The sequence below is a fragment of the Desulfitobacterium dehalogenans ATCC 51507 genome, assembly GCF_000243155.2.
GTDB classification, from domain to species: Bacteria; Bacillota; Desulfitobacteriia; order Desulfitobacteriales; family Desulfitobacteriaceae; genus Desulfitobacterium; species Desulfitobacterium dehalogenans.
Genome location: NC_018017.1, coordinates 3,729,941 through 3,748,756, shown reverse-complemented (window position 1 = coordinate 3,748,756; position 18,816 = coordinate 3,729,941). Strand labels below are relative to the sequence as shown.

Here is an 18,816-nt window from a genome sequence, read left to right as displayed (position 1 = left end):
ACTTACGCTAATTATTATTATCATTTAAAATTTAAGGAAATTGAAACGGGGGATTAGCTTGAAAACACTTAAAATCCCAGAGGCAACGATTATACGTCTTTCAGTCTATTCACGTCATTTAACAGATGTGGATCGTAAAGGAATCGTTACGATATCTTCTGGTGATATTGCAGAGGGAGTTGGAGTTAGTCCAGCTCAAGTTCGAAAGGATTTAGCATACTTTGGTGAATTCGGAACTCGTGGTGTGGGTTATAATGTTAAGGACTTGCACCGCCATATTTTGAAAATCCTTGGCTTAAGCCAGGATTGGAGTGTATGTCTGGTTGGTATGGGTAACTTAGGTTTAGCGCTGACTACATACAAAGGCTTCCGTGAGCGTGGATTTATTATCACTAGTATTTTTGATAATGATCCCCAAAAAATCGGGACCACGGTCAATGGCGTAGAAGTGTTGCCGGTGGATAGACTCGAGGAAGTAGCTAAAGCTAATAAGACTCAGATTGGCATCATTTCCGTACCGTCTCCCTATGCCCAGGAAATCGCTGATAAGCTTATTAGTGCCGGGGTTCAAGCCATTCTTAACTTTGCCCCTGTGGTACTCAATGTCCCACCGGAAGTTGAACTTAGAAATGTGGACTTAGCTGTGAATTTGGAAGTGCTGACATTTAATGTGGGAACCCGCCGCTCTTAAGAAGAATTGTCCCAATCTTATGGATATTTGTGCATAGGAAACTTTGTAGATGAGAATATAAAATGTAGATTCCCGAAAAGTAAGGCAGCAGTGTCTTACTTTTTCCTTATCATGATGATTATGTTTCTCATAAATCAATCCGTAAAAGAGGAGATATTATGTTACGTAAGGAAAAAGACCTGCTTGGAATTATGGAAGTACCGGAAGATGTTTATTATGGAATTCAAACGTTAAGAGCTATTGAGAACTTCCCTATTACGGGATATCGGGCTCACCATGAATTAATACGCGCCTTAGGTCTGGTTAAGGCTGCAGCTGCCCAGGCCAATATGGACATCGGTTCTTTGAACCGTGTGGTCGGCGAGTCCGTAATCAAAGCTTCGATGGAAGTTGCAGAAGGTGTCTTTAATGATCATTTTGTGGTGGATGTCATTCAGGGGGGAGCAGGGACTTCCATCAATATGAATGCCAATGAAGTGATCGCTAATCGGGCTATAGAGATTTTGGGAGGACAAAAAGGGGACTATTCCCGGGTTCATCCCAATGTCCATGTCAATATGGCTCAAAGTACCAATGATGTTTTCCCTACGGCCATCCGTATTGCTTGCCTTAATGTGGCCGATGATCTTCTTTATGCTTTAAACGAGTTAAAGGGTGCTTTCCAAGAGAAGGCCAAGGAGTTTGACGGAGTCATCAAGATGGGGAGAACCCATCTTCAAGATGCGGTTCCCATTCGCTTAGGACAGGAATTTGCAGCCTATGCACAAATGCTGAAGAGAGATATTCGCCGGATCGATGAAGCGTCGAGGTCCTTGCACATTGTCAATATGGGCGCAACAGCCGTGGGTACTGGGCTGAATGCTGATCCGGTTTATATAGAGAGAGTCTCCGAGAATCTGAAGAAGATTACGGGATTGCCTCTTTTACGAGCGGATAATCTAGTGGATGCTACACAGAACACCGATGCATTTTTAGAGGTATCCGGTGCACTTAAAACCTTGGCGGTCAACCTCTCTAAGATTGCCAATGACTTACGGCTGATGGCTTCTGGTCCTAGAACAGGTTTTGGAGAGATTAATCTTCCTGCCATGCAGCCGGGTTCTTCCATTATGCCAGGAAAAGTCAATCCCGTTATGGCTGAGGTGGTCAATCAGGTATCTTTCCAAGTTCAAGGAAATGATTTTACAATAGCTTTAGCCTGTGGTGCCGGACAACTGGAGCTCAACGTGATGGAGCCCGTAGTGGTCTTCAATCTGCTCCAATCCCTGGATATACTCCGAAATGTTATCAAAGTCTTTAAAGAGCGCTGTGTGGATGGGATAACCGCCAATGTGGAGCGTTGCCGTGACCTGGTTGAAAACAGTGTGGGTGTAGTCACTGCAATCAATCCTCATGTAGGATACGAGGTTGCCTCCCGGATCGCCAAGGAAGCCATCGTGACCGGTCGCCCGGTGAGAGAGATTGTCCTTGAAAGAGGACTTTTGACCCCTGAGGAGCTGGATATTATTTTGAATCCTTACGAAATGACCGAACCAGGTATTAGTGGCTCAGAGTTACTTAGAGGAATGCTTCCTCGTGGTCATTAATGGTAAATTATTAATATTAAGTTAATATTTTTGCCCGCCCGTCCCCTTGCGTATTATTAGTCGAAATGCTAAACTAAAAAGTGTCGAAAAATCAGCCAGGAGCAACAGTGCCCTGGCTACATTTCTATGGGTGAAAGGGGGCAAACTATGCCGGCAGGTCGAACTAATTCGGGGGCAGGCCGTACCATACTTCTTATTTTGTCAGGGGCGGCCATTGGAACATTAATAGGCTATGGGTTCGAAAAAATAGCTTTCTTAGCACCTTTTCTGCGCCCAGCCGTCATCGATTTCCCTTCTCATACCTATTTAGACTTCTTTTTTATCACCTTTTCATTTGGATTCCGTCTGAATATCACCTTTGCTACGGTTATAGGGGCATTGGGTGGTTACTATCTAGCTAGGAAGTGGTAGAATGCTCGTACTGGCTTCAGCCTCTCCCCGCAGGGGAATGCTCCTGAAAGAAGGGGGTTTTTCCTTTGTGCGAGTGGAAGCAGATGTTTCAGAAGTACTTTCCCAAGGTGTTTCTCCTGAATCAGCGGTAAAGGAGCTGGCTTTGCGTAAAGCTCTGGCTGGGTTGAATCATTGGCTGGATCGTGGCGGAAGTATGGAGGATATAATTCTTGGAGCCGATACGATTGTTGTCCTAGACCATCAGATTCTTGGCAAACCCAAGGATGCAGAAGAGGCGGAAGATATGCTGACAGCATTAAGCGGACGGGCTCATGATGTATACACTGGAGTGGCATTGATCAATGGAGCAGGCCGTCAAGAATGTGGTGCGGTACGCACAGCAGTTGCTTTTCGTTCACTGACCCATGAGGAGATACTGGAGTATATTGCCACGGGGGAGCCTATGGATAAGGCGGGATCTTATGGGATTCAAGGCTTGGGAGCCCGTTTAGTGGATAATTATCAAGGATCTTTAAGCAATGTGATTGGATTACCCATGGAGTATGTTAAAGAGCGGCTGAGTGTGTGGGGGATGGGACTTGGAGATATCGCCCTGCATGAGGTGAAGGATGGATTATCGCCGGTTGAAGGATCTTCCCGAGGAATTACTACCTCGTGAACGGTTGTTTCAATATGGACCAGATGCCCTCTCTAATCGAGAGATTCTGGCAATTTTGCTGAGGACAGGGGTCAAGGGCGAGAATGTCCTGGATTTTGCTGAACGTCTTTTAACTGAGACTGGAGGATTATCAGGATTAGCTCGCTTAACAGTTCATGAGTTGACCCGGTATCGTGGTATGGGAACTGCCAAAGCCGCTGAACTTAAGGCGGCGTTGGAATTAGGACGGCGTTCGGTATCTTCTGATCCTATGGTGCGTCCTGTTATCAATTCTCCTCAAGACATAGCCTATCTGGTCATGGAAGAAATGCGCTATCTGGATCGGGAGCATTTCCGAGTAGTGAGCCTATCGACCAAGAACCATGTGCTGGGGATTAGCTCCATTTCTGTGGGCTCTTTGAACTCTTCTTTGGTACATCCTAGGGAGTGTTTTAAAGAGGCTATCCGGCGTAATTCCAATGCGATTATTCTTTTGCATAATCACCCCAGTGGGGATCCAACCCCCAGTCGTGAAGATATTGATGTAACCCGTAGATTATCCGATGGGGGGCAGATCCTGGGCATCGAAGTCCTTGATCATGTAATTATCGGGGACAATCGGTACATAAGCTTGAAAGAACGAGGAATATTATAAAGGAAACTTAGGATTGAGGTAAGAAAATTTTGGATGGGCCGAAGGCCCCCGAAAGAATAGAATGCACCTCGTATTATTTGAATAGCAGATAGTATTTGCCCAGCGGGCGCAAAGGCCACGGTACTTTGCTTTCGGGCAGGTACAAATGCAAAGGCAGTACATGATATTGTTATAACGGAAGGGGATTAACCATGTTTTTTGGTAAGGATTTAGGCATTGATTTGGGAACCGCAAATACGCTGGTTCATATGAAAGGGAAAGGCATAGTTTGTAATGAGCCTTCTGTAGTTGCGATTGATATTGAAAAGAAGACCCCGCTGGCTGTGGGGGATAAAGCAAAAGAAATGATTGGCAGGACACCGGGCAATATTGTAGCTATTCGGCCTTTAAAGGATGGCGTTATCTCGGATTTTAATGTTACTCAGAAAATGCTGAAGTATTTTATTACGAGGGCCTTAGGTACTGAGTCCCCTTTTGCTCGTCCCAGGGTTGTAATTTGTGTGCCTTCAGGGGTAACTCCTGTGGAAGAACGTGCTGTCAAAGAAGCTGCGTTGGCTGCGGGAGCGAAGGATCCGGTTATTATGGAGGAGCCTATGGCAGCGGCTATCGGAGCGGGTCTTCCCGTAAGTGAACCCACAGGCAATATGATTGTGGATATCGGCGGGGGAACAACAGAAGTTGCGGTGATTTCTTTGGGTGGCATCGTTACCAGTCGTTCTATCCGCGTTGCTGGGGACGAAATGGATGATTCTATTGTCGCACATATTAAGCGCCGCTATAATTTAATGGTAGGGTATCGGACTGCAGAGGATATCAAGATGGAAATTGGCTATGCTTATCAAGCAGAGAAGGGTAAGACTTATCAAGTCAGAGGACGAGATTTGCTGACAGGACTGCCCAAAACCGTGGAAGTTACCGCTGAAGAAATCCAGGAGGCCCTGCAGGAACCTGTGGTGGCCATTGTCGAAGGGGTAAAGTCCTGTTTGGAAAAAACTCCTCCCGAGTTAGCCGCTGACATTATGGATCGAGGTATTGTCATGGCCGGAGGGGGATCCCTTCTCCGCAATCTGGACAAGCTTATCGCTGATGAGACGGGAATGCCGGTGCATCTCGCTGAGGATCCCCTGTCTTGTGTCGCCCTTGGTACAGGAAAAGTATTGGAAAATGCGGAAATTTTCCGCAGGATTGCTGCTTTGCAAAAAAGCTAGAGTTTGAAGCGGGGAGGAAGTCTTGGTGCGGAAAAGAGTGACTGGAACGGGAATTATGGTTCTCGTTTTCTTCCTCGTGTTAGGCGTCTTAGTAAGTATTCGGCTAACTGGACTAGGAAGCCAATTTCCTAACCCCATAGGCGGGGTGTTGCAGCGAGTTCTAAGCCCTGTAGAGGGTGTTATCCTGAGAGTGGGCAATAGCTTAAAGGAGAACACACGAGTTTTTTGGAATTTTGATGAAGTTCAAAAAGAGAATGAGGAACTAAAGACCAGAGTTGAACAGCTTACAGGAGATAATCTGAAGCTTAAAGAGCAGGTTTTAGCAGGGCTTCGCTATAATGAACTGGATTCGAAAATGTTCAGGGGTCCTAATGTGGATAAGTATCAAAAGATTGGTGCCAGTATTATTAATCGCAATCCTAATGCCTGGTATCAAACCATTACAATTAATCGGGGAATTGAAGACGGTGTATCGGTGAATGACCCGGTAATCGTTGCGTTAGGTTTGGTCGGAAAGATTGTGTCCGTGACCCCTACTACTTCAGAAGTTCTTTTAATCACAGATAGCGAAGGCCAAGTCAGTGCCTTGGTTCGGGGAAGTACCGGTTCGCCGACTTTTGGGATTGTTGAAGGGACGTACAAACGAACTTCGCGTTTAGAAGCGGAAGGAAATCTCCAGATGCTTTTACGTCGTGATGATAATGTCAATGTTGGCGACTTGGTGCTCACTTCGGGCTTGGGTGGGGTTTATCCAAAAGACATTCCTATTGGTAAGGTAGAGCAGATTCAATTGGACGGTTCGGGTTTGTTGAAAACAGCATATATATCGCCTTTGGTGAATTTTGATTCCCTGGAGGAAGTTTATATTGTAGAAAAGTCAGGGGGGCAGTGACGATGCGGCGAAATATCCTCATTATCGTTATGCTCCTTTTCAGCTTAATTCTTCCAGGAACTGTTTTTTATTTTTGGTCCTGGGGCGGGATAAAGCCTGACTTGGTGTTGTTATTTACCATTTACATGGCCCTCCATCATCGTACTTTATCGGGAGCACTTTGGGGGGGGGGAGCAGGAATGATCGCGGATTTTTATCTGGGCAGACATTTTGGTATGTATGCTTTAACCCTAACTGTGGTGGCCTTATTAACGGATTGGCTTTCCCAGCGCTGGTATCGAGAAAATTACTTTTTGATCGCTTTGTTGGTTTTTTTGGTTACCTTTGTGGGAGAAGGGGTTATTGCCTTTTTGAATATCCTGGCAGGAGCCCGATGGTCTTTAGGTGATGCGTTCCGTTTAGTTATTGGCGTTTCTGTGTATAACGCTGTTCTGGTGCCTCTTACCTATCCGTGGATTCATCGGTCATTTACACGGGGGTGGCTGAAGTACAGGCCGAAGTATGATCGGTAAGGGTTTGTATAAAATCCTAGAGACTGCTCTGGAAACTAATATTCAAGTAATTAAAGAGATTTCTTAAGGAGGCGAAAAAGATGGAAGAAGATAAAGAACGCAAACCCTATACGCGCCGTCTCTGGTGCCTTAGCGCCGTCGTGTTTCTCGTGTTTCTGATTCTCGGCTTTAATCTTTGGCGCTTACAAATCGCAAAAGCTTCCTATTACGAGACGAAAGCCCAGGGCAATATCATGAAGCTTGTATCCATTCCTTCCAATCGCGGAGACATTGTGGATCGTAATGGGGAGTTGCTGGTTACGAGTGTTCCTCAGTTTGCCCTGACCATTGATTGGATGGACCTGCAAACAGCTCCGATAGATAATTGGAAGGAAGTGGTTGCTCGTCTGGCAGGCTATATCAAGCCCTATTGGCCTATCAAAGAGCAAGGTGTGGAGAATATTACGGAAGATATTCTGGTCATGATGCAAAACCAGCAATGGGAGCGTTATCGATCGGTTACGGTTTTGAGCGATGTGCCGGATCCACTGAAGGCTATTATCGCTGAGCATAAGGATGAGCTTCCTGGTGTTAATATTGAAGCACTGCCTGTACGCGATTATCGCAAAGCTACCCTGGCCGGTCATATCCTGGGTTATGTTCGTGAAGTAAGCAGTGAGGAAGAAATTGCTTCATTTAACAAAAATCCGCAAGCTCAAGAGGATGGATTTAAATACACTCAAGGTGACCAGGTCGGAAAAATGGGCGTGGAGAAAAGTTATGATTACTGGCTTCGCGGCAAAGAAGGGGTCCAGCAGGTCATCGTGGACAATAATGCCCGCCCTATTGCCAAAGAAGTCATTCACCCTTCTGAGCCCGGCAAGACTCTTCAACTGACCATAGATGCCGGGCTGCAAGCTGTGGTAGAGAAGACCTTAGATGATGTCTTCAGAGAGTATGTGCATCCAGAGCATCCTGATTCTAATCAAGGTGCCGCAGTGGTCATAGAAGTTAAGACGGGAAAGATCCTGGCGATGACTTCCCATCCTAATATGGATCCTAATGATCTGACCGGGATTATCTCTGAGGAAATTGCCGAAAAATATTTCCAAGCGAAAGATGCGGCCTCTTATGACCGGGCTTTAGCCGGAACCTATGCGCCGGGTTCAACCTTTAAAATGATTACAGCAATGGCCGGTTTGCAATCCGGCGTGGTTACTCCCTATGAACAGTTTAACAGCTCCAATGTGGCAGCCACTTTAGGGACACAGCATGGTATTCAGGAGTGGTCTCCAGGGGGATTCGGATTAGTGAATTTGAATCGAGCCATGGCAAAGTCCTCCAATACTTATTTCCAAGCGGTTGGGCAAAGAGTATTTAATAAAAATGGAGAGTTGCTGAAGCAGATTGCCAACGAATTTGGGCTCGGTGTCTATTTGGGTGTAGATATCCCTGGTGAATCCAAAGGGAATGCTCCCTCACCTGAATGGAAAAAGGCAACCTTCGGGCCCCAATATGAAAAGAAAAGGGATAATGACATTGCTAAAATCGAAGAGGAATATAAGGTAAAGCTTGCGGAGGCTAAGGATGAGGCTGAACGGAAGAAGTTAGAAAGCCAGAAGAAGAGCAAGATCAATCAAGTAGAAGCGGATTATGCCTATAATATCCGCTGGTTTGTAGATTGGCAATATTTCGAGACCTTTAACACCGCTATCGGACAAGGGGATAATGCTTATACACCCCTGCAACTGGCTAATTTTGTGGCGACCATAGTCAATGGTGGAAAACGGATGCAGCCCTATGTTGTGGAAAAGATCCTGGATCCTGTGACAGGTGAAATAGTGTATCAGAACGAACCTATAGTTAGAAACACAGTCTCGGTTTCCCCGGAAGTATTGCAGTCGGTTAAAGAGGCAATGAGCAAAGTCACCAGTGGAGAAGGAACTGCAAACTGGCTTTTTGCTGATGTTCCGGAGTTCAGTGGTGGGGGTAAAACGGGTACGGCCCAGCTTGGCTCTAAAAACACAGTAGCCGGGGAGCTTTTTAATGGAGTCTTTGTGGCCTTTGCTCCTTATGATGATCCGCAAATAGCCTTCGCCGGGGTTGTTGAATACGGAGGTCATGGAGGGGAAACTGCCGGAGCTGTAGCTAAAGCTGCTTTTATGGAGTATTTTGGATGGAAATCTAACAAGTGAGATGAATTTGGAAGTAATATAACGAAACTATGGAAAAAAACGAGGAAATTCGCCTTCGTTTTTTTTCTTTAGGCGAGAGGGAAAACGGGAAGCACTGTAGAATTAGTATGAGCGTCAATAAATGGCGTGATTTTTCAATGCCCTTAAACTTTGGACAGGCTTTCAACAAGGCAGGGTGCCGGAGGCCTCAAAACATGGAACAATTGGGGGATTAACTGTTGACACGGACAGAGCATATTGCCTTAAAAGGCACTCGGGAAGGCCTCATTTTATATCTGGATCCCGAGGCGGATTTTTCGGTTTTGATGGATGAACTTAAAAAGCTGCTGGAGAACTCCGACCAATTCCTTCAAGGAGCAACGGTTCGATGCTACGGAGGGGAGAAGGAGTATTCTCCAGAACAACAGGAAGAGTTAACCTTTTGCTTGGCCGAGCATAGTCTTACTCTTAAAGGGTGGCTTACGGCCGCAGAAGTTTATTCTAGTGTCCGAAGGGCGCCGGCCGTTCAGGAAGAGCCTCAACGGGTTCTGGAAGAGGGTATGGAAGAAGGTCCAAGCTTATTTGTGGAGCGTACGCTACGTTCAGGGGCTAGCATTCAGTATGAGGGTCATGTAATCGTTATAGGTGATGTTAATCCAGGTGCTGAAATTGTGGCAAGTGGGAATATTGTTGTGATCGGTTCCCTAAAGGGAGTCGCCCATGCAGGTGCTAAGGGTAATCGAAATTCCACGGTGACTGCTTATCATTTAGTGCCAACTCAGCTTAGAATTGCGGACCTGGTGACTCGTTCTCCAGAAGGCGAACAGGAATGGAGGGGCCCAGAATGTGCTCGGATTAAAGATGGTCGTCTTGTCGTCGAAGGGATTCAGCTCAATGGACTCAGGGGAAAAGGAATTATTCGTTAATCATATTGATATGAGACTCCATTAATTTTAAGAAAATATGAAGGAAATATTGGAAAGGTAGGTTGAAATATGGGTGAAGTCATTGTAGTAACCTCAGGAAAAGGTGGAGTCGGCAAAACTACCACTTCTGCAAATATCGGAACAGGGCTTGCCGCACAAGGACTTAAAGTGGTTTTAGTGGATACAGATATCGGTCTGCGTAATCTGGATGTGGTCATGGGCCTTGAGAACCGCATTGTTTATGATATTGTGGATGTAACCAGTGGGACATGTCGATTAAAGCAAGCCTTGATTAAAGACAAGCGTTTTGAGAATTTATATCTCCTTCCGGCTGCCCAGACCAAGGATAAGACTTCAGTAAGTCTTGAACAGATGAAGGAGCTTTGTGACGAATTAAAGAGAGAATTTGACTATGCCATTATTGACTGTCCTGCAGGTATTGAGCAAGGATTCCGTAATGCCATAGTTGGTGCTGACCGTGCCGTAGTAGTTACAACACCTGAGGTTAGTGCCGTTCGTGATGCGGATAGGATTATTGGCCTTCTGGAGGCAGCCGATTTACGCAGTCCGCGCTTAATTATTAACCGGATCCGCCCCCATATGGTGAAACGTGGCGATATGATGGATATTTCCGATATCATTGATATCTTAGCTATTGAGCTTCTGGGAGTTATTCCTGATGATGAAAGCATCGTCATTTCTACAAACCGTGGCGAGCCAGCGGTCACGGATCATTCCTCACGTGCTGGAGAAGCGTACCGACGGATTACACGAAGAATCCAAGGGGAAGAGGTCCCATTGATGAATCTCGATGCACCTGATGGATTCATGGATAAGGTAAAAAAGTTCTTCGGTATGAAATAAGTGCTTGGCACTCAAGAGGAGGAATAGGCCATGTTAGAGTTTATTAGTCGAATATTAGGAAAGGAACCCGCTTCGAAAAACGTTGCAAAAGAACGCTTAAGGCTTGTCCTCGTACATGACCGGGCTACTATCTCACCTCACATGCTTAATCAGTTGAAGGAAGACTTGATCAAAGTCATTTCAAATTATATGGAGATAGACGAAGGCGCTTTAGAAGTCAACCTTAACCAAGATGACCGTGAGGTGGCCTTAATCGCCAATATTCCCGTTATAAAAATGAAACGGGATTATTCTGTTAAGGGGTAAGAGATTCCTGGCTGATAATAGAGAAAGTGCCGTAAGACAGTGGTCTTACGGCACTTTTTAATGCGTGCTGATCCCTCTTATCGTAAAGTTTGTGGCCAAGACTTTGGCATAGCTGCCCCTTGTGTTATAATGTAAGTTGTAATTTTGTGGTGAAAAAGGGGTACTTTATTTATGCTTGACCGTCGAATGTTGAAGAATATCGACTTTCTTTTTATCCTGTTTGTTTTTTTGCTCTTAGGTTCGAGTCTCCTCATTCAAAGTACAGCTTCGTATAATATCTACGAATCGCGGCCTTTCTACCTCCTGAAGATCCAATCAGTGTGGATTGCCACTGGACTTGTTTTATGTACAGCCATTGCTTTATTTGATTATCAAAAGCTAAGGCGTTTTTCCTGGTGGATTTATGCCTTTAATATTGTATTGCTATTAGCGGTTTTTGCTTTCGGAGAGGAAGCGAAAGGGGCTCAACGCTGGATTCCGATTACGTCTACTCAAAATATTCAGCCCTCGGAATTTGCCAAACTGTTTATTATTGTGACGTTTGCTGATTTTTTGTCTAAGCGTCAGGGAAAGCTCAATCGGTTCCGGGATTTCATTCCGCCCTTTTTGTATATGCTTGTTCCGATGCTCCTTATCTTAAAGCAGCCCGATTTAGGAACAACCTTGGTATTTGTGGCGATTTTTATTGGAATGATGTTTGTAGCGGGAGCCAATCCGTGGAAGTTTGGGGGATTAATCGCAGGTGGAGCAATTGTTGCAGCGGTTGCGCTATGGATTCATTTTTCCGACAATCTGCCCGGCTGGCTGCAGTTTGCCAAGGGATTCTCTTTACCCCTTCAAGATTATCAGTTGAAACGTCTTATGGTCTTTCTCGATCCGGCGGCCGATATCAGCGGGGATGGCTACCAAATTATTCAGTCCATATGGGCTATCGGGTCAGGAGGATTTTGGGGGAAGGGCTATCGACAAGGGACACAGGCTCAACTTGATTTCTTACCTGAGCATCACACAGACTTTATTTTCTCTGTAGTCGGTGAAGAATTCGGTTTCATCGGCACCATTACCCTGTTGTTTTGCTTCCTCATCTTTTTACTTAGGGCAATTAATATTGGGATGAAGGCAAAGGATGTTTATGGAACGCTGATTTCAGCCGGGGTAGTGTCCATGTTTACCTTTCATATTCTCGTCAATGTGGGTATGACCTCGGGAATTATGCCGGTGACAGGGATTCCTCTTCCTTTTATCAGCTACGGAGGTAGTGCCATGTGGACCAATCTTATGGCCATAGGCTTTTTGCTCAGCATCAATATCAGGCGACAGCGACTTATGTTTTAGAAAAAAGGTACTGACGGCTTATGGCTGGTCGGTACCTTTTTTGGTGCTCTGGGGGGCTGCGCCAGCAGAGGATGGAGGCTTTTGCCGGGCTGTGCCGTTTAGTTGGTCTGGGTCGCTTAACTTTAGTCGGCCCGGGTCGCGTAGCTTTACGCACAACGCGTACTCCATAGCTCCGGGGCTGGTTCACTCGCTCTCTTAACAGCCGAGCCAAACCCCGCTGTTTTCTGCATGTGAACTGTGGCTCGTCTAAGTTAAGAAAGCCTCGTTCACCTGACCGCCCCTCCGCTAAACCCGTCCGCTTTTGTACGTAAAGCTACGTCTTGCGGGTCTTGCGTTAGCTTTTCGTTAGGGCCCAGGGTTGCCGACCATGCCGCTCAAGCGGCTCTGGTCGGGCAACTTGCCCCGCATTTCCACAAAGCCCCGCTCGCTCAAACCCAAGAAGCAGCCCAAGGATTTTGCTTTACAAAAGGGAGCGAATTTAAGCGAGCGGAAACAAAACTTCGCGAAAAGCACGCAGTGGAGAAAGGTTGGAAACAGGACGTTTCCAACCCGCCATTGAGCAGGAGCGATTTGGCGGGGCACCTTTCGGAGCAGAGGGCTTGAGCGTTAGTTTTGTCCGCGCAGCTTATGGAGTAAACGGTGTAAAGCAAAATCCTGGAGAATCAGCTTTCAGGTCTTTTTCAAAATAGTTCTATGACGGGCCTTTACTGCATAGATTTAAGCAAGTGTACGAGCATGATTTTGGATAAGGCGGGGGAAAAGCATGAATCCATATGAGCGCTGGGATGATTGGGAATGGGAAAAGGCGGCTCGGGAGGTGGGCCGGGAAAAGGGATTTAACTACGGGGAGTGGCCTCGGAAGCGATCCTATACAACCAAAAAGAAGCGTTTGGGTCCCTTGTATCAATGGACCGACTTACAGAAAAAAGCGACTCTTTCTGTGGTGCTCTTCTTAATGATCTTCTTCGCTTCCAAGGGAGAAGATATATTATCTCAAGTGGTTTATTCCGCTTACCAGGGAACGGTGCAAAGCAGCAATTATTACGCATCCCTTAATGGGATGGCCTTACAGGTTTTAGGGATGAGCATGGGCAATAAGAGCACTCCCGTGGATGCAGCTATGCAGGGGAAATTCATCCCTCCCGTGTCAGGCAAAGTCATGGCCGGTTTTGGAGGAGGAGGGGAAGGGCAAGCCGGTCTGCACAATGGGATTGATGTGGCCAGCGCTTTAGGTATCCCCGTGGTAGCTCCTTATCAAGGAGTGGTCACCCATGTAGGGGAAGATCCGCAGCTGGGAAGGGTGGTTAAGCTCGATTTTGGCAATGGTTGGACTGGAGTGCTTGGCAATTTCGGAGATATTGCAGTGAATGAGGGGCAGAAGGTGGATATAGGGCAGGTGTTGGGCACAGTGGGGCTGTCAGCTCCCCTAAAGAAGACATGGTTGCATATAGAACTTCGTAAGGATGGAGTACCTGTAGATCCCTTGCCCTACTTAGTTCCCGCTAACTAGAAGTCGTGGAAGCTGAAAAAGAGATGCCGTGAGGGAAATGGAAAAGAGAAGGAAGAGAAAGTAATGGAGATTGCTCGTATTCAAGGGCTTAGCATAAAAGTACATCCGACATTTTGGTTGGTCCTGCTTGCTTACGGAGTCCTGGGATTGTTTACTCAGGCTCTTCTTATCTTCCTTCTGGTCATGGGGCATGAATTGGCTCATTTACTGACTGCCAAGGCCTATGGCTTTCAGGTTAATGGGTTGGAACTCTATCCCTTTGGTGGAGCAGCCCATTGCGAGGACCTCTTTGAGGGAAGGAAATTCGAAGAAAGCATGATCGCTTTAGCCGGACCCGTCTTTAACCTCCTTCTCCTTTTTGGGGCGCAGGCCTTGCGCTGGGAAGGAATCTGGACAGGGCCTGTAGCAGAAAATTTTGTCCAGTTTAATTTTTGGCTGGCTGTCTTTAATCTTACGCCGATTCTCCCTCTGGATGGGGGAAGAGTGATTCGCGCCCTATTCAGCGATGCCTTTGGATTTGTTCAAACCACGAAGTTCTTGGCACGGGCAGGTCAATTCTTTGGAATGATTCTTGCCATTTCAGGTTTGACCATGCTTGGGAAGGGGGCTTATGAGGGAATTGCCACTTGCTTCCTTTTGGCGGGCTTCTTTTGGGTATCCGGACAGAAGGAAATCTCCTCGGCCCGAATTACCTTCCTGCGTCAAATTACCCATAAAAAAGAGGAGCTTCTCCATAAAGGAATGATGAAAGGCAAAGCTGTCACCGTGACAGTAGAAACCCCCCTCATTCGTATTGTTGAAGAATTAACCCCTGACCGTTATGCCTTGATCCATCTGCCCGGAGGTGAAGCTTTTGGAATTGAGCGGACTTTAACGGAAACTCAAGTGGTGGAAGGAATGCTAAAGAAAGGCATACATTGTCCTGTGGGGAAGCTGTAGAAAGTAATTTTTATCCACGGTAAGGATAAGTCAATTAAACTTCAGGTTGAGTCAAAACTCCATCTGAACTTTCCTATATTGGTAGATAGTATAACTCTAAGATGTCCTGGTTTGTGCAAATCCTCCAACCTTGTGATATAATAAATAATTACCAACTAACTCGCAAAACAAGGAGGACTAGCTTTTATCATGACCGATTATAATGCGGCGGATATTCGTAAGCAGGTAGAACGCTTCCTGACGAAGGTATTAAAGCCGAGCAGATATCTTGGAACGGAGTGGAATGCGATTCATAAAGATTGGGATCAAGCCAAGGTTCGGATGGCTTTTGCTTTCCCAGACGTCTATGAAGTGGGAATGTCCCATCTTGGTCTGAGGATTCTCTATCATTTGGTAAACTCCGATGAGGATTTTCTTTGTGAACGAGTCTTTGCGCCTTGGGTAGATATGGAAGAGAAGATGAGGGAGGGTAATATTCCCCTCTACGCTTTGGAATCCTATCGTCCCTTGCAGGAATTTGATGTAGTAGGATTTACCTTACAATATGAGATGAGCTTTTCTAATATCCTCAATATGCTGGATTTGGCCGGGATCCCCATGCGGGCAAAGGACCGGGGACCGGAGCATCCATGGATTATTGCCGGTGGTCCTTGTGCCTATAATCCGGAGCCTATCGCACCATTTATCGATTTCTTCATGATCGGTGAGGCGGAGGAGACTCTGCCCCAACTCCTTCATCTAATTCAAAAGCAGAAGGAAAATCCAGTCTCCCGGGAAGAGTTTCTCTTAAAAGTAGCTCAAGTGGAAGGGGCTTATGTTCCGGAATTTTATGAGATTCATTACAAAGAGGACGGACGAATCCGGTCCATAGAAGCGGATATCCGTGTACCAAAGATTGTACAGAAGGCTATCGTTCGGGATTTGGATCAAAGCTATTTCCCCACCAGCCCCATCGTCCCTTATATGGAAATCGTGCATGATCGCATGATGCTTGAGGTCATGCGTGGATGTTCAAGAGGCTGCCGTTTTTGTCAAGCGGGAATGCTCTACCGCCCGGTGCGTGAGCGTTCGCCGGAAACTCTACTGAGGCATGCGGAAGAGCTGGTTAAGTCCACAGGCTATGAGGAAATCTCTTTAACCTCCCTTTCCACCGGGGACTATAGCTGTATTCAACCGGTTATTCGGGGAATTCTAGATAAATATAGCGAGGATAAAGTTAGTGTATCCCTACCTTCTCTTCGTTTGGATTCCTTCGATGTGAAACTGGCAGAAGAAGTTCAAAAGGTGAGAAAATCCGGACTTACCTTTGCTCCGGAAGCGGGAACCCAACGCTTGAGAGATGTGATCAATAAAGGGGTCACGGAAGAGAATCTCTTTGATGCGGCGGAATCCGCCTTCAAAGCGGGATGGTCCAGTATCAAGCTCTACTTTATGATTGGTTTGCCTTCGGAGACTCAAGAGGATCTGGACGGGATTGTGGCCATGGCCAAAAAGGTAGTAGAGCTGGGAACACGTTTAGGCCGGCGGAATGTGAATGTCACGGTGTCCACAAGTTCTTTTGTCCCCAAAAGCCATACTCCTTTTCAATGGGAACCTCAAGAAGGAACGGCTTCATTGGAACAAAAGCAAAAATATTTGCGTCAAAAGTTGCGAGATCACCGCATTAAGTATAATTACCATGATGTAGAAACAAGCTATTTGGAAGCAGTTTTTGCCAAAGGAGACCGACGTCTTGCCGATGTGCTGGAATTGGCCGTCCGGAAAGGCTGTAAGTTCGATGGTTGGAATGAGCATTTCAAATATGAAACTTGGCTGGAATGCATTGAAGATTTAGGGCTAAATCCTCATTTTTATGCTCATCGGGCTATGGATTATGATGATGTGCTTCCTTGGGATCATATTGAGAGCGGTGTGAACAAACGTTTCCTCATGAATGAACATCATAAAGCGCTGAAAGAGTCAAGGACACTGGATTGCCGGTATGTGGATTGCACAGGGTGCGGTATCTGTCCTGAACGAGGGTTACAGATTGATTTGAAAGGGTGAGGACCTTGAGGGTAAGAATCGCCTATACTAAAATTGAAGAAGCAAAATATATTGCACATTTGGACTTGGCCAGAGTTTTTGAGCGGGCTTTGCGCAGAGCAGGTGTCCGCTTGGCTTATTCGGAGGGGTTTAATCCTCACCCGAAGATCGCCTTCGGGTCCGCTCTTGCAGTGGGTGTTGAAGGTGAACAAGAGTATGTGGATATTGAATTAGCGCAGGAAATTGATTTAAAAGAACTCTTGGGTCGCTTGCAGGAACAGCTCCCCTCGGGTATCCGTCTCATTGAAGGCAGATATGTGACCCAGGCAGCCAAAGCTTTAATGGCGGTATTAAATTCGGCCAGTTATCAGGTCATTGTCTCCTTGGGACTGCCGGTGAGCGAAGAACGGCTGCAAGAGAGCATTGGGGCTTGGTTGGCAAGACAGCAAGTACCTTATATACGGTATAGCAAGAAGGGCAGAGTCGAAAAGGATATAAGACCTTGGGTTAAGGTGTTGACAGGCAAGATCCAAGGAGATGAAGCTATCTTTGATATAGAAGTTGAAGTGGGGAACCAAGGCAGTGTCCGACCGGAGGAGGTTCTGGGCAGTCTTTGTGATTTGGAAAACCTTCCCCTGGATTTGGAGCATCTGCGCATTAAGCGGACTGGAATTTATGTAAGCTATGAAGGACAAAAGTTCTCCCCTTTGGACGAGGCTTTCGGGAAGTGAGGAACCACCTGTGAAAGAGATTGTTCTGCAGGGCCAGGCCCAAAGGATGCGGGCGGCGGTGCTAGAGGATAGAGAACTGGTTGAGGTTCATGAAGAGGAAGGTTCGGTTTCCCGATTGGTCGGAAATATCTACCGGGGACGGGTCATTAATGTATTGCCAGGCATGCAGGCGGCATTTGTCGATATAGGTTTGGAGAAGAATGCCTTTCTCTATGTGGGAGATGCTGTCCCGTTTCAGTATGAGGAGGATGAGAAACTTCCCCTACCTCATGAGTTGCGGGTGGAACAGGTGCTTAAGCCCCGCCAAGAGATGTTGGTTCAAATTACTAAAGAACCGGTAGGCTCCAAAGGGGCAAGAATCACGACAAATCTCACCATCCCCGGCCGCTATGCCGTCCTGATGCCTAACACTGAATACGTGGGTGTCTCGCGGAAGATTACGGAAGAAGAAGAGAGAGAACGTCTACGGGAGATTGCCCGTGAAGCTTGTCCGGAGGGGAAAGGAATCATCGTTCGGACTTTGGCCAAAGGAATCGAAGGTAAGGAGCTGGCCGATGATTTCAGCGAGCTTGTGGCCTTATGGGAGCGCCTAGAGAAGAAAATTCCCCACGTCGCTATACCAGGTTTGGTTCATCAGGATGTGGATTTGGTTTCCCGGGCGATTCGCGATTGGGTGGATCAAGAGGTAAAAATCATTACGGTCAATCAACCCGACGTTGCAGTTGGGATGCACAACGCTTTACTAGAATTGGGCCATCCAGCTGCGAACCATGTGCAATTGGTTTATAAAGAGGATATCTTCTCTGATTACGGCATTGATGATAAAATCCGCCAGGCTCTTCGCCCTAAGGTATGGCTGAAAAGCGGCGGGTATTTAGTTATTCAGCAAACGGAAGCCTTGACGGTTATCGATGTGAATACCGGCAAATATGTCGGGGATAAATCACTTCAAGATACGATCTTGCACATCAATCAGGAGGCAGCCCTTGAGATTGCCAGACAACTGCGTTTGCGCAATTTGGGTGGGATTATTGTTATCGATTTTATCGATATGACTTCTGAGGAAGATAAAGAACAGCTTTTGAATGTGCTCGAAAAGGCAGTAGCACGGGATAAATTAAAATGCCAGGTTATGGGTCTGACTCAATTGGGATTGGTGGAAATGACACGCAAGAAAGTTGGACAAACCCTTGAGGTAAGGTATGGACATCCCTGCTCTCATTGTGATGGTTCTGGGAGGATATAGATGGTGCCTCGGATTAAAAAGTTAATTGCCCAAAAATAAGCATAGGAAAACTTAGAAGCGATTGACAGCAAAGACCATTTGGTGCTAAAATATCTAAATGTGGTGACTTCTCACCGCAACCGCACGAAACAGGCATTTTAACAGGTTTTTGTGTCAAGATTTCTTTTTTATAGAGAAATTGAAGCAGAC

The 18,816-nt window shown here is 46.3% G+C and carries 19 protein-coding genes; all 19 read left to right on the top strand.

Features of this window, described 5'->3' with window-relative positions:
• The first annotated feature begins 58 nt into the window (after positions 1–58).
• Positions 59–691 carry a redox-sensing transcriptional repressor Rex gene (locus DESDE_RS18105; protein ID WP_014795475.1) on the top strand — a complete coding sequence of 211 codons (633 nt, stop codon included), beginning with the start codon at positions 59–61 and terminating at the stop codon, positions 689–691.
• Positions 692–849: 158 nt separating this feature from the next.
• Positions 850–2,277: an aspartate ammonia-lyase gene (gene aspA / locus DESDE_RS18100; RefSeq protein WP_014795474.1), complete on the top strand. Its 1,428-nt coding sequence runs from the start codon at positions 850–852 to the stop codon at positions 2,275–2,277.
• Positions 2,278–2,424: 147 nt separating this feature from the next.
• A complete protein-coding gene (locus DESDE_RS18095) occupies positions 2,425–2,688 on the top strand; it encodes a DUF4321 domain-containing protein (RefSeq protein WP_014795473.1) in 264 nt (87 codons plus the stop codon).
• Position 2,689: 1 nt separating this feature from the next.
• The gene (locus tag DESDE_RS18090; protein ID WP_014795472.1) at positions 2,690–3,346 is read left to right on the top strand and encodes a Maf family protein; all 657 of its coding nucleotides are present in this window, start codon (positions 2,690–2,692) and stop codon (positions 3,344–3,346) included.
• Positions 3,297–3,980: a RadC family protein gene (gene radC, locus DESDE_RS18085; protein WP_014795471.1), complete on the top strand. Its 684-nt coding sequence runs from the start codon at positions 3,297–3,299 to the stop codon at positions 3,978–3,980. The genes DESDE_RS18090 and radC overlap by 50 nt, the downstream gene beginning before the upstream one ends.
• A gap of 191 nt (positions 3,981–4,171) precedes the next feature.
• Positions 4,172–5,188, top strand: coding sequence for a rod shape-determining protein (locus DESDE_RS18080; RefSeq protein WP_014795470.1), 1,017 nt, complete (start codon positions 4,172–4,174; stop codon positions 5,186–5,188).
• 25 nt (positions 5,189–5,213) lie between these two features.
• Positions 5,214–6,080, top strand: coding sequence for a rod shape-determining protein MreC (gene mreC / locus DESDE_RS18075; protein WP_014795469.1), 867 nt, complete (start codon positions 5,214–5,216; stop codon positions 6,078–6,080).
• 2 nt (positions 6,081–6,082) lie between these two features.
• On the top strand, positions 6,083–6,592 hold the full coding sequence (gene mreD / locus DESDE_RS18070) for a rod shape-determining protein MreD (protein ID WP_014795468.1): 510 nt from the start codon (positions 6,083–6,085) through the stop codon (positions 6,590–6,592).
• Positions 6,593–6,672: 80 nt separating this feature from the next.
• A complete protein-coding gene (mrdA, locus tag DESDE_RS18065) occupies positions 6,673–8,766 on the top strand; it encodes a penicillin-binding protein 2 (RefSeq protein WP_014795467.1) in 2,094 nt (697 codons plus the stop codon).
• A gap of 218 nt (positions 8,767–8,984) precedes the next feature.
• Positions 8,985–9,671 (top strand): septum site-determining protein MinC, encoded by a 687-nt coding sequence (gene minC, locus DESDE_RS18060; RefSeq protein WP_014795466.1) that lies wholly within the window; start codon positions 8,985–8,987, stop codon positions 9,669–9,671.
• A 69-nt stretch (positions 9,672–9,740) separates the two neighbouring features.
• Entirely contained in the window at positions 9,741–10,535 is a 795-nt protein-coding gene (gene minD / locus DESDE_RS18055) for a septum site-determining protein MinD (protein WP_014795465.1), read from the top strand.
• A 30-nt stretch (positions 10,536–10,565) separates the two neighbouring features.
• Positions 10,566–10,841, top strand: coding sequence for a cell division topological specificity factor MinE (gene minE / locus DESDE_RS18050; protein WP_014795464.1), 276 nt, complete (start codon positions 10,566–10,568; stop codon positions 10,839–10,841).
• A 171-nt stretch (positions 10,842–11,012) separates the two neighbouring features.
• Positions 11,013–12,176 carry a rod shape-determining protein RodA gene (rodA, locus tag DESDE_RS18045; RefSeq protein WP_014795463.1) on the top strand — a complete coding sequence of 388 codons (1,164 nt, stop codon included), beginning with the start codon at positions 11,013–11,015 and terminating at the stop codon, positions 12,174–12,176.
• Positions 12,177–12,703: 527 nt separating this feature from the next.
• Positions 12,704–12,865, top strand: coding sequence for a hypothetical protein (locus DESDE_RS22150; protein WP_019851264.1), 162 nt, complete (start codon positions 12,704–12,706; stop codon positions 12,863–12,865).
• A 74-nt stretch (positions 12,866–12,939) separates the two neighbouring features.
• Positions 12,940–13,686 carry a murein hydrolase activator EnvC family protein gene (locus DESDE_RS18040; protein WP_014795462.1) on the top strand — a complete coding sequence of 249 codons (747 nt, stop codon included), beginning with the start codon at positions 12,940–12,942 and terminating at the stop codon, positions 13,684–13,686.
• A gap of 63 nt (positions 13,687–13,749) precedes the next feature.
• Positions 13,750–14,625, top strand: a complete 876-nt coding sequence (locus tag DESDE_RS18035) for a M50 family metallopeptidase (protein WP_014795461.1) — start codon at positions 13,750–13,752, stop codon at positions 14,623–14,625.
• A 189-nt stretch (positions 14,626–14,814) separates the two neighbouring features.
• A complete protein-coding gene (locus DESDE_RS18030; RefSeq protein ID WP_014795460.1) occupies positions 14,815–16,671 on the top strand; it encodes a TIGR03960 family B12-binding radical SAM protein in 1,857 nt (618 codons plus the stop codon).
• Positions 16,668–17,381 carry a TIGR03936 family radical SAM-associated protein gene (locus DESDE_RS18025; RefSeq protein ID WP_014795459.1) on the top strand — a complete coding sequence of 238 codons (714 nt, stop codon included), beginning with the start codon at positions 16,668–16,670 and terminating at the stop codon, positions 17,379–17,381. The genes DESDE_RS18030 and DESDE_RS18025 overlap by 4 nt, the downstream gene beginning before the upstream one ends.
• Positions 17,382–17,391: 10 nt before the next feature.
• Positions 17,392–18,627 (top strand): Rne/Rng family ribonuclease, encoded by a 1,236-nt coding sequence (locus tag DESDE_RS18020; protein WP_014795458.1) that lies wholly within the window; start codon positions 17,392–17,394, stop codon positions 18,625–18,627.
• Positions 18,628–18,816 lie beyond the last annotated feature (189 nt).

What these genes read in the sequence shown, in the direction of transcription:
- DESDE_RS18080 (WP_014795470.1), top strand. Translation starts at nt 4,172, where the DNA reads ATGTTTTTTGGTAAGGATTTAGGCATTGATTTGGGAACCGCAAATACG.
- DESDE_RS18035 (WP_014795461.1), top strand. Translation starts at nt 13,750, where the DNA reads ATGGAGATTGCTCGTATTCAAGGGCTTAGCATAAAAGTACATCCGACA.
- minE (WP_014795464.1), top strand. Translation starts at nt 10,566, where the DNA reads ATGTTAGAGTTTATTAGTCGAATATTAGGAAAGGAACCCGCTTCGAAA.
- mreD (WP_014795468.1), top strand. Translation starts at nt 6,083, where the DNA reads ATGCGGCGAAATATCCTCATTATCGTTATGCTCCTTTTCAGCTTAATT.
- minD (WP_014795465.1), top strand. Translation starts at nt 9,741, where the DNA reads ATGGGTGAAGTCATTGTAGTAACCTCAGGAAAAGGTGGAGTCGGCAAA.
- rodA (WP_014795463.1), top strand. Translation starts at nt 11,013, where the DNA reads ATGCTTGACCGTCGAATGTTGAAGAATATCGACTTTCTTTTTATCCTG.
- mrdA (WP_014795467.1), top strand. Translation starts at nt 6,673, where the DNA reads ATGGAAGAAGATAAAGAACGCAAACCCTATACGCGCCGTCTCTGGTGC.
- aspA (WP_014795474.1), top strand. Translation starts at nt 850, where the DNA reads ATGTTACGTAAGGAAAAAGACCTGCTTGGAATTATGGAAGTACCGGAA.
- DESDE_RS18030 (WP_014795460.1), top strand. Translation starts at nt 14,815, where the DNA reads ATGACCGATTATAATGCGGCGGATATTCGTAAGCAGGTAGAACGCTTC.
- DESDE_RS18040 (WP_014795462.1), top strand. Translation starts at nt 12,940, where the DNA reads ATGAATCCATATGAGCGCTGGGATGATTGGGAATGGGAAAAGGCGGCT.
- radC (WP_014795471.1), top strand. Translation starts at nt 3,297, where the DNA reads ATGGATTATCGCCGGTTGAAGGATCTTCCCGAGGAATTACTACCTCGT.
- DESDE_RS18090 (WP_014795472.1), top strand. Translation starts at nt 2,690, where the DNA reads ATGCTCGTACTGGCTTCAGCCTCTCCCCGCAGGGGAATGCTCCTGAAA.
- DESDE_RS18095 (WP_014795473.1), top strand. Translation starts at nt 2,425, where the DNA reads ATGCCGGCAGGTCGAACTAATTCGGGGGCAGGCCGTACCATACTTCTT.